Here is a 17,556-nt window from a genome sequence, read left to right on the forward strand (position 1 = left end):
ACCATAAGCTGTTTTGCGCCCGCCGTAAACAGTGCACAATGGTATACCGTCTAGATTTCTGCACCGCATTGTGGATTTTCGGCAGCGCAGCAAAAAGCCCCGGCGGGGAGCGCCGGGGCCGTGGTCGGTGACGGGTGTTTACAGGCTTGCGTCCAGCGCCGCGATAATCGCGTCGCCCATGCCGGATGTCGACACGGGCACACCGCCTTCGGGGCCCATCAGGTCTGCCGTGCGCACGCCATCGGCCAGAACCTTCTCGACCGCCTGTTCGACGCGGGTTGCTTCCTCACCCAGATCGAAGCTGTAGCGCAGCGCCATGGCAAAGCTGAGGATACAGGCAATCGGGTTCGCCTTGCCTTGGCCTGCAATATCGGGGGCAGAGCCATGCACCGGCTCATACAGCGCCTTCGGGCGACCGTTTGCCATCGGCGCGCCAAGGCTGGCCGAAGGCAGCATCCCAAGGCTGCCGGTCAGCATGGCGGCCAGATCCGACAGCAGATCGCCGAACAGGTTGTCGGTCACGATTACGTCGAATTGCTTGGGCCAGCGGGTTAGCTGCATGGCACCAGCATCGGCATACATGTGGCTCAGTTCCACATCCGGGTATTCCGCATCGTGAATTTCCTGCACCACGTCGCGCCACAGAATGCCCGATTCCATGACATTGGCCTTTTCCATGGAACAGACCTTGTTGCCGCGCTTACGCGCCATTTCGAAGGCCGAGCGCGCCACGCGGGCGATTTCCGATTCGGTATAGCGCTGGGTGTTGATGCCGACGCGTTCATTGCCTTCTTTATGAATGCCGCGTGGTTCGCCGAAGTAGACACCGCTGGTCAATTCGCGGATAATCATGATGTCCAGACCGGCCACGACCTCTTTCTTCAGGCTGCTGAAATCTGACAGCGCATCAAAGCATTGGGCGGGGCGCAGGTTGGCGTAAAGGTCCATTTCCTTGCGCAGGCGCAGCAGGCCGCGTTCGGGCTTCACGCTGAAATCCAGCACATCGTATTTCGGGCCGCCCACCGCGCCCAGCAGCACCGCGTCCACCTCTTGCGCCTTGGCCATGGTGTCGTCATGCAAGGGGGTGCCGTGCTTGTCATAGGCCGCGCCACCGACCAAATCCTCGGTAACATCAAAATTCAGCCCGCGTTTGGCGCCCATCCAGTCAATGATCTTGCGGACTTCCGCCATGACCTCTGGGCCAATGCCGTCGCCGGGCAGGATAAGCAGGGAAGGGGTGGTCATGGGCGTCTCCTCTGATGTGATTGCTTGTCGCTAGCCTCAAGGCGCGGGGGCGTCAAGTCGGGCGGGATTGGGAAAAAGCGCCCTTTATGCTAGACTTGCCGTCCGACACGGGGAGGAGAGCCATGTCAAAACACCTGATCGACCAGCCGCGCGACCGCGGCAGCGAACGCTTGGCGCGGTTTGTGCGCATTGCGCGCGCATCCATGGGGCCGGTGCACCCAGAGCTAAGCCGCCGCCCAAGGCTGAAAGCTGTGGCGCGTCTGCCTGCCTATCTGCGCATTGCGCGCCACGCAGGCTAACCGGCGCTGGCAGGGGCCGGGATTTCTGCTAAGCCTTGGGGACAGGCGCTAGGCACAGCATAGGCCCTTGCATGGATAAGGCATTCGACGCGGTTGTCATTGGCCGCAATGAAGGCGCGCGGCTACTGCGCGCATTGGCAGCCGCGCAGGCCGTGGCGCGGCGGGTTGTCTATGTCGACAGCGGCTCGCATGACGGGTCGGCGCGGGCCGCGCGCGATCTGGGTGTGACCGTCATAGAGCTGGACGCAAGCCGCCCCTTCACCGCCGCGCGCGGGCGTAACACGGGGCTTGCCGCGCTGCCCGATGCCGAATTCGTGCAGTTCATTGATGGCGATTGCATTCTGCAACCGGACTGGCCCATGCAGGCGCTGTCGCATCTGCACGCCCATTCCAAAGCCGGGCTGGTCTTTGGCCGCCAGTTTGAAGCTGCGCCCGATGCATCGGTCTATAACTGGATGACCGATTGGGAATGGAACAAACCGCTTGGGCCGAACACGTTTTGCGCGGGCTGCCTAATGGTGCGCGCGGATGCCTTGCGCGCAATCGGCGGGTATAACGAGGACCTGATCGCCGGCGAAGATGACGATATGTGCCACAGGATGCAATCTGCCGGATGGCAGACATGGTGCATTGACACGCGCATGACCGAACACGATGCGCGGCTGTTGTCGCTGCGCCCGTGGTGGCGCCGCAGCCTGCGTGCCGGGCACAGCTATGCTGAACTTGGGGTGCTGCACGGTGCGGCGGTTGGCCAAAGACGGCGCGCCCTGCTGTGGGGCGGCGTGTTGCCGGTGATCGCGGCGCTTGGGTTGGTGTTCTGGTGGCCCATAACACTTGCCGTGGCTGCGCTATACGCACTCTCGGTTCTGCGGCAATGGCGCGGGTTTCGCGCGCAGGGTTTGGGCGCGGGTCGCGCCGCGCATGTGGCCGGGTTGCTGATGCTTAGCAAATTCGCCGAAGCGATGGGTATGGCCAGCTATTGGCGTGCCCGCGCGGCCGGGCGCAGGCGAAAGCTGATCGAATACAAATAGGCGCTCTCAGTCGCGGACGACATAGACCGATTGCTTGGCATGGCGGACAACGCGCGCCACGTTCGGTCCAAGCAGGTAATCGCTGGCCTCTGGCCGGTGGGCGGCCATTACGATGACATCAACATCCAGCTCATCCGCCGCGCGAAGGATTTCATCATAAATGTTTCCGTGCAAGACATGCGGATGCACGTCTATGCTGCCGGGCACATTTTGCGCGACCCATTTGCGCAAGGCTTCACCAAACTGGTGCAGCGCGGTTTGCTCGAACCCGGCCTTGAAGAAGGTGCCCACCATCGACATGCCGAAATCCGGCAAGACACTGACGACATGCAAGGCGCCGCCCCCGACAAGCATTTTCTGCGCCTCGGCCATCGGTTTGACCCAAGATGCGGGCGAAGACAGGTCGATGGGCAGCAAAATTTTGGTCGCCATGAGGGGCCCCTTCGTGGTGTAGGCCACAAATGGACACGTTCAGCGGCCGGAATTCAAGAGATTTGTCATGCCGCATGCAACAGCGTGGCTTGTGACCCGCCGCTATGGCCGCAGGTCGTTCGACCCTGTCCACCGGGGTGTTGCCGCGCAAACCTCGATCTGTGCGGCCCTTAGCCTGCCCCACGCGATTTGAGCTGAGACGTTTTCCAAGGCTCGGATACGGAGGGTGCACCGAAGAAATACCCTTGCAGGCAATCTACCCCCATTTCGACCAGCAGGCGCGCATCTTCCTGTGTTTCCACGGATTCGGCGACGGTAAACATGTCGAAATGTCGGGCAATCGACACCAAAGCCTGGGTCAGAACCTGGTTGTCGGGGTTGGTGCCAATGCCGCGAATGAATGCGCCGTCGATCTTGATGATGTCGAAATAGAAATCCTTAAGGTAGCGAAAGGCGGTATATCCCGCGCCGAAATCATCCAGTGCAAAGCAGATGCCGCGTTCTTGCATGTCGGCCATGAAATCGATCACCAGTTCCGGCATTTCCATGGCAGAGGATTCGGTGATTTCAAGGATCAGCCGTTCGGCGATGCTGGGATCATGGCGCAGCCCGCGTTCAAGCGCCGCCAGCCATTCCGGATAGCCGATGGACCGTGCCGACATGTTGATGGACAGCCGGATGCCGGGTTCGGCGGCCAGCGTGTCCAATCCCATTTCAAGGGCAAGACAGTCAATCTTGCGGCCCAGTTCGCGGGTTTCCACCGCGCCGATGAAATCTGCGGCAGGAATGATACGCCCGCTTGGGTCCATGATCCGGATCAGCCCTTCATAAAAGGCGGCCCGTTTGGGCATGCGCGCTTGCACCACAGGTTGAAATGCAAGCATTGCGCGCCGGTCACGCAGCGCCTCGCGCACAAGCAAAATGGCATCGCGCGTTTTCTCATCGGCTGCTACGCTCAGGGGCGACGCTCTTTGCGGCGTATCTTCAAAATGCATGGAACTCTCCGGCGGTTATGACTCAGTTATTCCCGACGCGGCTTAATCGGAAGTTAAACGCATAATGTTCGCTAAAAGTCTTTGTACTTTGCGCATGCGTGCCGAACAGGCGGCTTCATTGCCAAGGGCGCGTGCCTTGGCTATAGCCGGGGTGTAACAGCGAAAGGGGCGCGCGCATGTCTGCAAAATCTGCCAATGCCATGTGGGGCGGTCGGTTTTCCGCCGGTCCCGACGCGATTATGGAGGCGATAAATGCCTCTATCGGGTATGATAAGCGTTTGGCGCCGCAGGATATCGCCGGCTCGCGCGCCCATGCTGCGATGCTGGCCGCGAAAGGCATCCTGACCTCAGAGGACGCCGCCGCCATTGATGCGGGCCTGACGCAAGTTCTGGCAGAGATAGAGGCGGGTGATTTCGCCTTCTCGACCGCGCTGGAAGATATTCACATGAATGTCGAAGCGCGCCTGCGCGACATTATCGGCCCTGCCGCTGGCCGGTTGCACACGGCACGGTCGCGCAACGACCAAGTGGCGGTGGATTTCCGCATGTGGGTGCGCGACCAATGCGACGTGGCCATCGCCGGGCTGGACGCGCTGATGCGCGCATTCCTTGCCCAAGCAGAGGCAGGGGCGGATTGGGTCATGCCCGGTTTCACCCATCTGCAAACCGCGCAGCCCGTGACATGGGGACACCACATGCTGGCCTATGTGGAAATGTTCGCCCGCGACCGGTCGCGCTTTGCCGACGCGCGCGCGCGTATGAACGAATGCCCCTTGGGTGCGGCGGCACTGGCAGGCACGTCCTTTCCAATTGACCGCCACATGACCGCCGCCGCCTTGGGATTTGACCGGCCCACGGCAAATTCGCTGGATTCGGTGTCGGACCGTGATTTCGCGCTGGAATACCTGTCGGCAGCCAGCATCTGCGCGATGCATCTGTCGCGCTTCGCCGAGGAATTGGTGATCTGGTCCTCTGCCCAGTTCCGGTTTGTGCGCATGTCGGACCGTTTCTCGACCGGGTCCAGCATCATGCCGCAAAAGCGCAACCCGGATGCGGCGGAACTATTGCGCGCCAAGCTGGGGCGCATTCTGGGCGCGACGGTGGCGCTGTTCACGGTCATGAAGGGCCTGCCGCTGACCTATTCCAAGGACATGCAGGAAGACAAAGAACAGGTGTTCGATGCCGCCGACACGCTTGCGCTTGGCTTGGCGGCAATGGAGGGCATGGTCAGCGACCTGACCGCGAATCGCGCGGCGCTGGAAGCGGCTGCCGCGTCGGGCTTTTCGACCGCGACGGACCTTGCCGATTGGCTGGTGCGCGAATTGAACCTGCCCTTCCGCGACGCGCATCATGTCACCGGCAGCCTTGTAAAGCTGGCCGAGGACAAAGGCTGCGATCTGCCCGACCTGTCCTTGGACGAGATGCAGAAAGTGCATGGCGAAATCACCCAGGCGGTCTATTCTGTCTTGGGTGTGCATAACTCGGTTGCCAGCCGCACAAGCCATGGCGGCACCGCGCCCGACAATGTGCGCGCACAAATCGCCCGCTGGAAAGAGGTTCTGGGATGAAATATGCCGCCTTCGCGTTCGCGCTGATCTTGGCCGCTTGCGGGGCGGATGGCCTGCCAACCGCGCCCGAACAGCCCAAGTCCGGCCTGCATATGTCAGGCGAGGTCAAGATCGGGGTGCAGACAGAGCTATGACCCCGTTGCGCCTGATCTTTCTTGCGCTTGCCATTTGGGGCGCGATCCACCCGATGTATTGGTTTGTGACGTGGTTTCAGGAAAATGGCTGGTCTATCATGGCCATGGTCGATGCTTGGCATGTCAATGCCGCGACCTCTGGGCTGGTCTGGGATCTGACCATCGCCGCCGTGGCACTGACGGTTTTCGTGATTGCCGAATGCGTTGCGCGCAAACGCTATATCGGGCTGGTCGCCATACCGGCCACATTCTGCATTGGCGTGTCTTGCGGGTTGCCCTTGTATCTGTTTCTGCGCTCGAAACCGGACTGACCCCTTTTCATCTTGCCCAGACGATGCCCGCGATGGGCGTCCATCCCAAGCCCTATGCCCCCGCGGCCCGATTGAAAGCCCCAGATGGATCATTTCCTGTATAAAGACGGTGTTCTGCATGCCGAAGACGTGCCCCTGACCGAGATCGCCGCGCAGGTCGGAACACCCTTCTACATCTATTCCACCGCAACACTGACCCGGCATTTCAAGCTGTTCCAAGAGGCCCTTTCGGGCATGGACCATCTTGTCTGTTTCGCAGTCAAGGCATTGTCGAACGTGGCGGTGTTGCGTGTGCTGGCGAGGCTGGGCGCGGGCATGGATGTGGTGTCGGGCGGCGAATACCGCCGGGCAAAAGCCGCTGGCGTGCCGGGGGCGCGGATCGTGTTTTCCGGCGTTGGCAAAACCCGCGAGGAAATGGCGCTGGTGCTGACCGGCGGCATTCGTCAGATCAACGTCGAATCGCTGGAAGAACTGCGCGTTCTGTCCGATGTGGCCGCAAGCTTGGGCGCGACCGCGCCCATCGCGCTGCGCGTGAACCCCGATGTGGATGCCAAGACGCACGAAAAAATCGCCACGGGCCGCAAGGAAGACAAGTTCGGCGTGCCGATTTCGCGCGCGCGCGAAATCTACGCCGAAGCGGCCCGCCTGCCCGGCATTCAGGTCGTGGGCGTGGATGTGCATATCGGCAGCCAGTTGACCGATCTGGCCCCGTTCGAGGACGCTTTCACCAAGATAGCGGACCTGACGCGCGCTCTGCGCGCGGATGGCCACACGATCACACGGCTGGACTTGGGCGGCGGCCTTGGTATTCCTTACACACGGTCCAACGAAACCCCGCCATTGCCCACCGATTACGGCGCCATGATTTGCCGTGTTCTGGGCGATCTGGATGTCGAGATCGAGATCGAACCGGGCCGATTGATCGCCGGGAATGCGGGGCTTTTGGTGGCGTCCGTGATCTATACCAAAGCGGGCGAGGGGCGGGATTTCCTGATCCTTGATGCCGCGATGAACGATCTGATCCGACCGGCCATGTATGGCGCGCATCACGACATTGTCCCGGTGCAAGAAGCGCAAACCGCGGTCGACCAACGCCCGGTCGATATTGTCGGCCCAGTCTGCGAATCGGGCGACACATTTGCCAAGGCGCGCTCCATGCCGCCGCTGGACACCGGCGCGTTGGTGGCGTTTCGGTCTGCGGGTGCATATGGCGCGGTCATGGCGTCGGAATACAACACAAGGCCCCTGATCCCCGAAGTTTTGGTCGATGGCGATCAATTCGCAGTCATCCGGGCACGCCCGACCTTTGACGAAATCCTTGCACGCGATACATTACCGCCATGGCTGGCAGACTGATCAGCCAGCAAGCGAGGGCGCATGGCCAAGACCAAAGCCGAAACCACAACGCTCGACCGCGCATTGCGTGGCACGCTTGTTGGGATTTGGGCGGAACGTCTGGCGCGGGCCTTTTGGCCATTTCTAAGCATCGCGCTGCTGCTTTGGGCAGTGCTTGCCTTCGGCGTTCAAACGTTGTTGTCCGGTGGCTGGTCCACCGCATTCGGGCTGGGCGCACTGGCATTGTTGCTGGCAGCTTTTGTCTGGGGGGTGTGGCGCCTTAGCATCCCGACCCGCGCACAAGCCGCGCGCCGTCTGGACCAGACGCTTCCGGGGCGCCCCCTGACCACCTTGGCCGATAGGGTTGCAATCGGGGAAGATGACCCCGGCACGCAAGCCCTGTGGGCCGCACATATGGCGCGCATGTCGCGGCTGTTGGATCAGGCGCGCGCCGTGCCGGGCGATCTGCGGCTGGCCCGGTTTGACCGCTACGGTCTGCGCTTCATCGCCGCGACGGCTGCGGCGGTTGCGGTCTTGTTCGGGGCACCCGCCCGCGTGACCGACTTGGCGGAAATGGCGCAGCTTTCTGGCCGGGCAGAAGCCATCGCCCTTGGCCCGTCATGGGAGGCTTGGGTGCAACCGCCGGGGTACACCGGGCGTCCCAGCCTGTATCTGAACGAGGTCGACCGCCCCACCTTGCAACTGCCCGAAGGCAGCCTTGTGACCGTGCGCTTTTACGGCCAGCCGGGGGTGATGAGCGTGGTCGAAAGTATTTCGGACCGCACCGACCCAGACCCCGCCGCCATGGCGCAGGATTTCACCGTAGAGTCGTCGGGCCGCCTGTCCGTGCGTGGCCCGGCCGGACGCGACTGGGAAATTACCACGCTCAGCGATCAAGCCCCGCGTGTTACCCTTGCCGGCGCGCCCGCGCGCGAACGTGGCGGGCTGATGCGGCAGGATTTCAGCGCGCAGGATGACTACGCCGTAACATCGGGCCAGATTACCGTCGCGCTGGACTTGGACGAAGTCGACCGCCGGTTCGGGCTGGCCACAGACCCGGAACCGCGCGAAACACTGGAAATTGATCTGCCTTTGCCCGCCTCTGGTTCACGCGACGAGATTGAGGATGCGTTCATCGAAGATTTCTCGCAGCACCCTTGGGCCAACCTGCCCGTGGTGTTGCGCATGGGGGTCGAGGACGCGCGCGGCCAAACCGGGCAGAGCGCCGAGTCACATGTCATTTTGCCGGGGCGGCGGTTTTTTGACCCGATGGCGGCGGCTGTGATCGAAATGCGGCGCGATCTGCTATGGTCGCGCGAGAATGGCGCGCGCAGCCTGCAACTGATGCGCGCGGTATCGCACCGCGCCCAAGATGCGTTTCGGTCCACCGAAAGCTTGGCGCGCTTTATGGAAACGCGCGATCTGCTGCAAGCCAGCTTAAACGATGGCGGTCTTGATGCCGCCACACGCGACAATCTGGCAGAGGCGCTCTGGGACTTGGCGATCTTGCTGGAAGAAGGCGAATTGGCCGATGCCCGCGCCCGTCTGGAGCGTGCCCAAGAACGGCTGGACGAAGCCATGCGCAACGGCGCTGACCCGTCCGAGATTCAGGAATTGATGGATGAAATGCGCGAGGCCATGCGCGACTACATGCAGCAATTGGCCGAACAGCCCCGTGAGCGCGGAGAGCCGCAGCCGGGCGGTGAGCAGATGGAGGTCACCCAAGACCAGATCCAAGAGCTTATGGACCGCATTCAGGAACTGATGGAAGAAGGCCGCATGGACGAAGCGGCAGAGCTGATGGCTCAGCTCAACGCGCTGCTGGAAAACCTGCAAGTGGCCGAAGGGCAGGGTGGCGACGGTCCCCCCATGCCCGGCGGCGAGGCGATGGAAGGTCTGGGTGAAACCCTGCGCGACCAGCAGGATTTGGCGGATGACACATTTGGCGAGTTGCAAGATGACTTCCGCGACGGCACGCCGGGGCAAGGCCAGCCGCAGCAGGGGCGCGGTGACGAGGGCGCGCCGCAGGATGGGCAGGGCGAGGGCGACACCGAAGAGCAGCCTGAAGACGGTGGCGGCCAAAGCGATCTGGCCGACCGCCAGCGCGCCTTGGCAGAGGCCCTGCGCCAGCAGCAGTTGCAACCGCTACCGGGCGAAGGGATGCCCGAAGGCGACGCCGCGCTGGACGAACTGGAACGCGCGCAGCGCGCCATGGAAGAGGCCGCAGAAGCACTTGAGCGGGGCGATAGCGGCGAAGCGCTCAGTCGTCAGGCCGACGCTATGGAAGCCATGCGCGAAGGGTTGCGCGCCATGAATGACGCGGCCACGCAGGACCAGCGCGAACAGGCCGAAGGCGATTCCGCGTCCGAAACCGGCAATGGCGATGGCCGCGATCCACTGGGCCGCGCGCGCAACCAAGGCGGCGAGACCGGCACAGAGCAGGATATGCTGGCCGAAAATGACGTGTATGAACGCGCCCGCGACCTGTTGGAAGAATTGCGCCGCCGTTCAGCCGAATTGGACCGGCCAGAGGAAGAACTCGACTATCTTCGCCGTTTGCTGGACAGGTTCTGATCTTGCTATATCTCTGGCGCTGCGCGTCGTGAAACCGTCATGGCGCAGGCCCATGGTGGCGGATCAAACAGCCCGTCACTGCGCATAACGCGGCAGCAGATGTAGGATACCGAATGATCGTTCTGATCCTTGGCAGTGGACCGAATGTGTTGTCCTGCCGCGACTGGCCGCGCGCAGATTTCGACCGGGTCTTGGCCATCAACAATGCTTGGGCCGTGCGGCCAGACTGGGACTACCTTGTGTTCCCGGATGATTTCCCGCCGGACCGCCTTCCACCGAAAATGGAGGCCGGACAAACGCTTGTGCGCTCGGCGGAATATGTGCCGCATAACAACAGCTTTGGCGGGATTATCTATGCTGGCGCGACCATGGCATTCAGCGCGGGCTACTGGGCCTTGGGGGCGTTACGACCGCAGGTTCTGGCCTATCTGGGCTGCGACATGGTCTATTCCCAAGGCCAGACGCATTTCTACGGCACAGGCACGGCGGACCCGTTACGCCCGGACCCCACCTTGCAAAACCTGCGCGCAAAATCCGCGCGGCTGGAATTGCTGGCGGCGCAGGCCGGTTGTGCCACGGTCAACCTGTCGCAAGCGCCAAGCGCGCTGACATTTCCGCGCGTCGACCCCGTCGGTTTGAAAAATACCAGATTGCCAGATGATCCGACCGCGCACATAGCCGCAGCCCTTGCCGCAGAAACGGCGCTGAACGCTGTCTGCCCCTCTGGCCGTTACTGGGACGGCCCGCCGCTTGACGCGGGCGCGCTTGCGCAGATCGACGGGCTTTGGCTGGACGCCTATGCGGCGGCGACAGCTACGCGGCCATCAGTGCAGCCTCTGCGGTATTAAGGCACCGGCGGACGGTTGGACCGTAGCGATCTGGGCTATCCGCGATATCGGGCATGACCGCGCGCAGATCGGCGCGGTGATGGCGCAGCATGTCAGGTGCGGCCAGACCGGGATGAAAGCTTTCGCACGGCAAGCCATTGGCGAACAGCACTTGGTGATCTTCCAGCAGAAGGTGGACATAGACCACACCATGCAAGGCTGGATCGGGGGCAATACTGCGATAATCGACAAGGTCGGCGGCCCGGACCAAAAGCTCGTCGCAGCCAAACAATGCCTGCGCGCGCTGTCCCGTCAGCAGCACCCGATGCTCTGGCGAGACCCGCAAATCCTCGTCTGGAACGCCCCCCAAAGCGCTACGGCGCAGGCGGATGGGGCGCAGATGCGGGTGACGGCGCAAGGCAGATCCCGACAGGGCGCTGCGTCCGGACCAGACCACGGGGCGGGGGCCGTTGTCACGCGTCAGCACCATGTCGCCCTGTGCGATCCGGTCAATCGGGCAGGGGCCGTTTGGTGTATCAATGACCGTGTCAGAGGCGAAGCAAATCACCGATTGCATTGGGGCGGGGGCATTCGTCAGGCGCGTTTCGACCACCCAAAGCGGCGTTTTTGGGCAGGGCAGACCATCGGTGAACACCGCCAGCCAGTTCCCCCCTTGCGCAATTAGGCGCAGCGTGTAGCGCCTGTGCCCATCGGTCAGCAACAGCCCGTTTTGCGGTGCCTCTGCGCTCGTCGCTTCTGGGCTGTCGCGATGGGCCAGCCCGGTCAACCGTTCTGCCATGGAACGGGCCCGCCCCTGCGTGCATTGGTGGGGGCTGTGCAGCGACAGAACGCCATTGCGCGCATCCAGTCGCATCGCACTTCCGTGCCAACGCAGTTCTGCGCCGATACGCAGCCAATGCGGGTCCAGCCCCGACGCGCCGTCAATCTCTATATTATGCCAAGGCACGGCGTAAACGCCGCGCAACTCTGCTCGTGCTGCCATGTCTGCCTCTGCGCTGTCGCTGTTTCCGCGACTTTCGGCAAGTGTAGCAGTCACTTGCACCACAAGCCAGTGTTTCGATTAACTTAGGCCCATGTTGCGCCCGATCATGGCCGCCTGTGTCCGGTTGGTCGCGCCCAGCCTGCGATACAGCGTCTTGACATGCAATTTGATCGTCGGCTCACTCAGGTTCATGGAGCGGGCGATTTCCTTGTTGGTCAGGCCGCAGCACAGGGCCGCCAGCACCTCTGTTTCTCGCGATGTCAGGTTAACGTCGGGCCGGGTACCCGATCTTTCGTCAACTCTTAGCGTGCCGGTTGCGGCGGCAAGGGCCACATCCACCGGCAAAAAGCGTTCGCCCGCCGCCATGAAACGGATCGCGTTTAGCAGCGATTGCGCGGGCATGGATTTTTGCAAGAAACCCTGCGCGCCCATTTGAATGGCCTGCAACGCCACCTCAAATTTCGCGATTCCCGATATCAGCGCGACCGGGGGCGTGTCGGGGCGTTCCAGCAGCAATTGCAGGCCATCCAGACCGTTCATACCCGGCATGGTGTAATCCAAAAGGATCAGATCATACCGGCACCCGTCATCCAACTGCGCCACGGCCTGAGACAAGTCGCCGACCGTGCAGATCTCTAGATCATCCTGCTGCTGCAGGAAACTGCGCAAGGTATCGCGCAATAATTCGTGGTCATCTGCAATCAACAGTCGCATCGTCAGCTTTCGCGTCGGTTAGATGTGATGCTGAGACCTTAATTTTGCGGCGAGCAGAACCGAAATCAAGACGGTGTGGCAAATTGGCTTGCGTAGGGTCGCAGCAAACTCAGTCTGCACAGATTTTGTTGCAAAATGCAACTCGTTGTTCCCGGTCATCAGGATGATCGGCAGATCCTCGCGTTGTGTGTGCATGGCTTCGGCCAAGTCATTGCCAGACATCCCATCCATGTCGAAATCGGTCAGCACGATGTCCCAGTCATTTGGCGCCAATGTGACCGCTTCAAGCGCATCGGCGGGATCGACACAGCTTGCAACCTCGGCGCCGGCTTGGACCAGCATCGCTGCAAGATCTTGCAGCAACAGGTCGTCATTATCGACCAATAGAACATTCGTGCCCGCCAGCGGTGTCTGGGTGCTTTGGTGGTCCAGCCCCTTTATCGGCGCGCAGGGCCAGAACACCTGCACGCAGGTGCCCTTTGGCGCATTGGGCACCAAGCGCAGCGCCGCACCGCGCGTCTGCACGATATTGGCGACAACGGCCAAGCCCAACCCTGCGCCAGCATCACCTTTTGAACTGACATAGGGGGCAAACAACGAATGGCGCAATTCGTCCGGAATCCCATCGCCACAATCGCGCAGTTCAATCAGGGCATAAGGGATATCCGGCAGAAGGCGGCCAAGATCGACATGCGGCGGCAGGTCATTCTCTGGGCAAGGGGCCGCGTGCAAATGGATCGTGCCGGCCTGATCGGGATCACGCTCTAGGCTGGCGCGGCAGGCATCGCGCGCGTTCAGCGCCAGGTTCAGCACCAGTTGCATCAGTTCCATCCGGTCGCCATGCACGGTCAGCGCGTCATCGGGCATGTCTAGAACCAGTTGAACCGGCGCTTCCAGCCCGGGTGTCAGCAAATCGACCGCTTGGCGCAGGATCGGCGCCAGCGCCTGCGATGTCGCCTCTGGGCGTGCGGTTTCCAACCGGGTCAGGCTGCGCGCCAATTCACGCGCTTGCTGCGTGGCGTTGCGGATACGGTCGATGACCGGCAGTGCCTTGGGTTTGACCTGCGGTGCCAATTGGTCGACAGAGCCAGAGATCGTGGCCAGCACATTGGCGAAATCATGCGCCAAACCGGCTGCAAGCTGCGCGCCCAGCTCGCGCGCCTGCGCCTTTTGCAACTGTTCGTGCAGCTGCGCGCGGTCCTGCTCTGCGCGATGGCGGCGCGTGATGTCCCGAATAAGTGCCAGCGTGGAGCCATCGTTTTCAACCGACAGGGAAAGATGGAAATGGCGCGCTGTGTCATCTGAAGTCCTGCGGGAAAATTCGCCTTCCCAGACCCCTTCCGACATCAAAACCGGCAGAATAGCTGTCATGCGCTCGGTCAGACTTGGTGGGGTAATGTCGGTCCACATAAGCGCGGCAAGCCGCGCACCCTGATCTATCCCCAAGAATCTGCGCAGCGCCGGGTTGGCATAGGCCAATCGCCCGTTCGGCCGGATAATCGCGATCCCTTCATGGCTGGCGCGCATGGCCATGCTGCGATCTTGCAACAAGCGGGCTTCGGCTTGTTTGTGGCTGGTCGTGTCAACGCCGATGACCATGTAGCCTTCGACCACGCTGTCGGCATCATGCAGCGGCTGCACATTCAGGTCCAGCCAGTATTCGGTTCCGTCAATCGTTTGCGCACGCAGTTCCCGGTGAATCGGATAGCCGTTGTCCAGTGTTTGGCAAAGCTCTTCGACGATATCGGGTTCGGATTTGTCCAGATGCAGAATCTCGCTGGGCCGCAGGCCTTCGGCGTCTTGCAGGCTGTAGCCGGTGCGCTCTACAGCGGCCGGATTCAGCCAATGGATATGACGGTCCTTCTTGGTCAGCATGATAAGGTTGGTCGACAATTCCGCGACGCGCACAAGCTGGCGGATACGCTGATCCTGACGCTGCGCATGGGTCACGTCGCGCACAACGAACAGGTAGCCGGGGGATTTCTGCGCAATCGTGTCGCTGCCCAGAACGCGCCGTGTTGCGTAGAGTGTGAACCATTTCGGCCCCAGCGGCGTGTCCAACGAATAGCCGTGCGATTGCGACCATCCGAACAGGTCCACCTCGCGCATCGCCTTGCGACAGATGTTGGCCAGATGGTTTGGCAAGACGGCTTCGGGCGGGTGTCCGATCACCTCTTGCGGGCTGGCTGCGAATGTCAGGGGCGTGCTTTGTTGGAACCCCACGATAATGCCGTCGCGGTCGGTTTCGACCAGCAATTCCGGCAGTGCCGCGACGCTGGCCCCAAGCTGCGCGCGCGCGCGGGCAAGGTCGGCCTCGTGCCGGACCAGATCGCGGGTGGTGCGCGCAAGCGCGCGCAACATTCCCACCTGTGCTGCGAATCCGCGTATCAGATTGTCGAACTCTGGCGAAAAGCTGTGTGGACCGTGGGTGTAATCCAGACCAACGAAGCCGAACATCTCGCCATTTTGCCAGAACGGGGCGGCGATCAAGGCCTTGATATCTTGCTCTTCCAGAATCTGGCGCAATTCCGAGGTTTGCAGCAGGTCATCCACGTTCTCGATATGGATGGATCCGGCTTCGGTAAATCTTTCCCAGAACACGGCGCCAACAGAATAGGGCACATATTGCAGATGCGGCTTCATCGGTTTTACACCGGCTGCGCACCATTCGTGCGTGTTGCGGATGAACACGGCATCGACAACTTCGAACACATAGGTGCGCTGGGCAGCCAAAGCCTGACCGATATCGCCTAGAACGCGGTCCAATACCCTGTCACAATCCAGTGGGGCACAGCGCTGAAGGTCTTTTGCCGCTTGGGAAAATACCCGCGTCAGCGCCGCGACCCTCAGAGTGTCGCCCGACATGCGAGATGGCGCTTGGCTGGATTGCATGTCATTGGGTGGCATTGGGCTACAAGGTCAACTGTCTAAGGGCGCGCCCGCACATTCTAAAGCGCGCTTGCCTGTAAGTCACGCATCTGCTGATATCTGACCGAAATCAGGGAAGGATGGCTGGTGTTTGGCGCTTAGCGGCATTAGTTTGCGCGGCGCAATGGCAAGACTGGAGGCCTTCTTGGGCGACATATTTGACGGCGCAACCACACGCGACGGGATTCGACTGCACCGCCCCGAGGATTTCGCGGGTATGCGCAAGGCCGGGCAACTGGCCGCACGAATCCTTGACGATTTGGCAGAGCATGTCTTTCCCGGCCAGACCACGGGCGCGCTGGACCGTCTGATTACAGAACAGGTTCGCTCTGCCGGGGCCATATCTGCCACGATCGGCTATCGCGGATACCAGCACGCAAGCTGTATCTCGGTCAATCATGTGGTCTGCCACGGTATTCCGGGGGCGCCAGTGCCGCTGGGCAAGGATGAAACAATCTCGCGCGATCTGGAAAAGCGCCGCGCAGATGACGTGCTGCGCGAGGGCGATATCCTTAATATCGACGTTACCGTGGTGGTCGATGGCTGGTTTGGTGATTCCTCGCGCATGTATGTTGCAGGCGCGCTTAAACCCCGCGCCGAAAAGCTGATACAGGTCACCTATGACGCGCTGATGATGGGCATTGATGCCGTGCGCCCCGGCAACACCTTTGGCGATATCGGCCATGCGATTCAGGCCCATGTCGAAAGCCAGCGCATGTCGGTGGTGCGCGATTTCTGCGGTCACGGGCTGGGGCAGGTGTTCCACGCGCCTCCCAATGTGCTGCATTACGGGCGCCCCGGGCGCGGCCCGGTGCTGGAGCCGGGAATGTTCTTCACGATTGAACCGATGGTCAATCTTGGCAAGCCCGATACACGGGTTCTGTCGGATGACTGGACGGCGGTAACGCGCGACAAGTCACTTTCGGCGCAGTTCGAACATTCCATCGGGGTTACCGAGGACGGGGTTGAGATATTCACCACGTCTCCGGCGGGGCGGTTTCATCCGACATGGGCTTAGGCGCGGTCTCTGCCAGAAGCGCGTTGACCACGCCGCCCAGCAGCACCACATAGGCCGACAGGTAGAACCAAGTCAGCAGGGCGATGACCGCCCCGATTGACCCGTATACCTGATTGTAGCTGCCAAAATTCCCGATATAGAGCGAAAACCCAGCAGAGGCGGTCACCCATAGAACCAAGGCCGTCACCAGCCCCGGCCATAAAACCTTGGCCGGGCGATTGGGGCCGATGCGGTAAAACACCCAAAGCCAAAGCGCCAGCATACCTAGCGCAATGGCCCAGCGGCCAAGCAAGGCCAGCCACCCGGCGGTCCCGCCCAAGGGAAAGAAGGTCAGCACAATCGGCAAAACCAGCACGGCCAGAAGGGCGATAACCCCGGCCAGCACCATGCCCAAGGTGATGACCAGAACCGCGACGGCATGGGCAAGCCCGGTGCGTTTTCGGCCACCATAGACCGCGTTCAGCCCCTTCAGCAACGCATCTACCCCGCGCCGCGCCAAGAACAACGCGACCAAGACCGATGCCAAGCTGGCCAGCCCCAGCGTGCCATCGCCGGACCACACAAGCCGCGTCACCTGATTGGACAAGAGCGTATGCGCCGCGGGTGGCATCAAATCCGCCAATAGCGACAACTGGTCTTGAATGACCAAAGGGTCCGCAAAAATACCGAAGACCGCAATCAACGCGGCAAGCCCCGGAAAAATTGCCAGCAACCCAAAGAATGCGACACCTGCCGCAATCAGCCCGATATTTCGTTGGTCGCTTGTTTTGTAAAGCTGCACCAAAAATCGGGCTGTATTGGCAGGCGTTGTCAAATTTCCAGATCGGTCAGGGTTTTACCCGCTGCCAAAGCGTCAACCACCCAACGGGGTTTGCGGCCACGTCCGGTCCATGTCTGCGACGGATCTGCCGGGTTGGCATATTTCGGGGCAACCTTTGCGCGGGGTTTGGTCATACCCATTTGCATGACCTGCGCCAGAGAAAACCCACGCTCGCGCAGCACGGCTTCCGCTTCGGCGGCGGCGGCTTTCAATTCACGTTCTTCAAATGTGTCGATGGCTTTTGCCACGTCTTTCTGAAGTTTCTTCAATTCCGATAGTGAAAGGGTATCCAGATCGACCATGGTTTCCTCCAGTTGATCGT

General features: G+C 61.5%; 17 protein-coding genes. 9 read left to right on the top strand and 8 right to left on the bottom strand.

Annotated elements, in window-relative coordinates; translation table 11 throughout:
• Positions 1–138 precede the first annotated feature (138 nt).
• A complete protein-coding gene (leuB, locus tag AWT76_RS04310) occupies positions 139–1,245 on the bottom strand; it encodes a 3-isopropylmalate dehydrogenase (RefSeq protein ID WP_072245224.1) in 1,107 nt (368 codons plus the stop codon).
• A gap of 122 nt (positions 1,246–1,367) precedes the next feature.
• Between leuB and AWT76_RS16875 the strand changes: the two genes are divergently transcribed.
• Positions 1,368–1,544 (top strand): hypothetical protein, encoded by a 177-nt coding sequence (locus tag AWT76_RS16875; protein ID WP_176699336.1) that lies wholly within the window; start codon positions 1,368–1,370, stop codon positions 1,542–1,544.
• A 71-nt stretch (positions 1,545–1,615) separates the two neighbouring features.
• Positions 1,616–2,575, top strand: coding sequence for a glycosyltransferase family 2 protein (locus AWT76_RS04315; RefSeq protein ID WP_072245226.1), 960 nt, complete (start codon positions 1,616–1,618; stop codon positions 2,573–2,575).
• Positions 2,576–2,581: 6 nt separating this feature from the next.
• Here AWT76_RS04315 and AWT76_RS04320 read toward each other — a convergent pair whose 3' ends face one another.
• Both AWT76_RS04320 and AWT76_RS04325 read right to left on the bottom strand, forming a co-directional pair.
• Complete coding sequence (locus AWT76_RS04320; protein WP_072245227.1) at positions 2,582–3,007, bottom strand: universal stress protein; 426 nt, start codon at positions 3,005–3,007, stop codon at positions 2,582–2,584.
• A 170-nt stretch (positions 3,008–3,177) separates the two neighbouring features.
• The gene (locus AWT76_RS04325) at positions 3,178–4,002 is read right to left on the bottom strand and encodes an EAL domain-containing protein (RefSeq protein ID WP_072245229.1); all 825 of its coding nucleotides are present in this window, start codon (positions 4,000–4,002) and stop codon (positions 3,178–3,180) included.
• Positions 4,003–4,178: 176 nt separating this feature from the next.
• Between AWT76_RS04325 and argH the strand changes: the two genes are divergently transcribed.
• From argH to AWT76_RS04350, 6 genes are all read left to right on the top strand, one after another.
• Positions 4,179–5,570: an argininosuccinate lyase gene (gene argH / locus AWT76_RS04330; protein ID WP_072245231.1), complete on the top strand. Its 1,392-nt coding sequence runs from the start codon at positions 4,179–4,181 to the stop codon at positions 5,568–5,570.
• Complete coding sequence (locus AWT76_RS16880) at positions 5,567–5,704, top strand: hypothetical protein (protein ID WP_176699337.1); 138 nt, start codon at positions 5,567–5,569, stop codon at positions 5,702–5,704. Before argH ends, AWT76_RS16880 begins: the two co-directional genes overlap by 4 nt.
• Complete coding sequence (locus AWT76_RS04335) at positions 5,701–6,015, top strand: DUF2834 domain-containing protein (RefSeq protein ID WP_072245233.1); 315 nt, start codon at positions 5,701–5,703, stop codon at positions 6,013–6,015. Before AWT76_RS16880 ends, AWT76_RS04335 begins: the two co-directional genes overlap by 4 nt.
• 84 nt (positions 6,016–6,099) lie before the next feature.
• Entirely contained in the window at positions 6,100–7,371 is a 1,272-nt protein-coding gene (gene lysA, locus AWT76_RS04340) for a diaminopimelate decarboxylase (protein WP_072245235.1), read from the top strand.
• Positions 7,372–7,392: 21 nt separating this feature from the next.
• Positions 7,393–9,924 carry a DUF4175 domain-containing protein gene (locus AWT76_RS04345; RefSeq protein WP_072245238.1) on the top strand — a complete coding sequence of 844 codons (2,532 nt, stop codon included), beginning with the start codon at positions 7,393–7,395 and terminating at the stop codon, positions 9,922–9,924.
• Between the two features lie 113 nt (positions 9,925–10,037).
• Positions 10,038–10,772, top strand: coding sequence for a hypothetical protein (locus AWT76_RS04350; protein WP_072245240.1), 735 nt, complete (start codon positions 10,038–10,040; stop codon positions 10,770–10,772).
• Here the strand turns inward: AWT76_RS04350 and AWT76_RS04355 are convergent.
• The 3 genes from AWT76_RS04355 to AWT76_RS04365 form a co-directional block, all read right to left on the bottom strand.
• Positions 10,738–11,754 (bottom strand): Hint domain-containing protein, encoded by a 1,017-nt coding sequence (locus AWT76_RS04355; RefSeq protein WP_072245242.1) that lies wholly within the window; start codon positions 11,752–11,754, stop codon positions 10,738–10,740. The two genes, AWT76_RS04350 and AWT76_RS04355, sit on opposite strands and share 35 nt — an antisense overlap.
• Positions 11,755–11,832: 78 nt before the next feature.
• Positions 11,833–12,468, bottom strand: a complete 636-nt coding sequence (locus tag AWT76_RS04360) for a response regulator (RefSeq protein ID WP_072245243.1) — start codon at positions 12,466–12,468, stop codon at positions 11,833–11,835.
• A gap of 18 nt (positions 12,469–12,486) precedes the next feature.
• Positions 12,487–15,234, bottom strand: a complete 2,748-nt coding sequence (locus AWT76_RS04365; protein ID WP_072245245.1) for a PAS domain S-box protein — start codon at positions 15,232–15,234, stop codon at positions 12,487–12,489.
• A 307-nt stretch (positions 15,235–15,541) separates the two neighbouring features.
• On the opposite strand from AWT76_RS04365, the gene map reads away from it, so the two are divergent.
• Complete coding sequence (gene map / locus AWT76_RS04370) at positions 15,542–16,414, top strand: type I methionyl aminopeptidase (RefSeq protein WP_245638770.1); 873 nt, start codon at positions 15,542–15,544, stop codon at positions 16,412–16,414.
• On the opposite strand, the gene AWT76_RS04375 is transcribed toward map, so the two are convergent.
• Both AWT76_RS04375 and AWT76_RS04380 read right to left on the bottom strand, forming a co-directional pair.
• Positions 16,371–17,195 (bottom strand): YihY/virulence factor BrkB family protein, encoded by an 825-nt coding sequence (locus AWT76_RS04375; protein WP_176699338.1) that lies wholly within the window; start codon positions 17,193–17,195, stop codon positions 16,371–16,373. The genes map and AWT76_RS04375 overlap by 44 nt on opposite strands.
• Before the next feature lie 29 nt (positions 17,196–17,224).
• On the bottom strand, positions 17,225–17,536 hold the full coding sequence (locus AWT76_RS04380; RefSeq protein WP_072245249.1) for an H-NS histone family protein: 312 nt from the start codon (positions 17,534–17,536) through the stop codon (positions 17,225–17,227).
• Positions 17,537–17,556 lie beyond the last annotated feature (20 nt).

This window comes from Roseibaca calidilacus, from assembly GCF_001517585.1.
GTDB lineage: Bacteria > Pseudomonadota > Alphaproteobacteria > Rhodobacterales > Rhodobacteraceae > Roseinatronobacter > Roseinatronobacter calidilacus.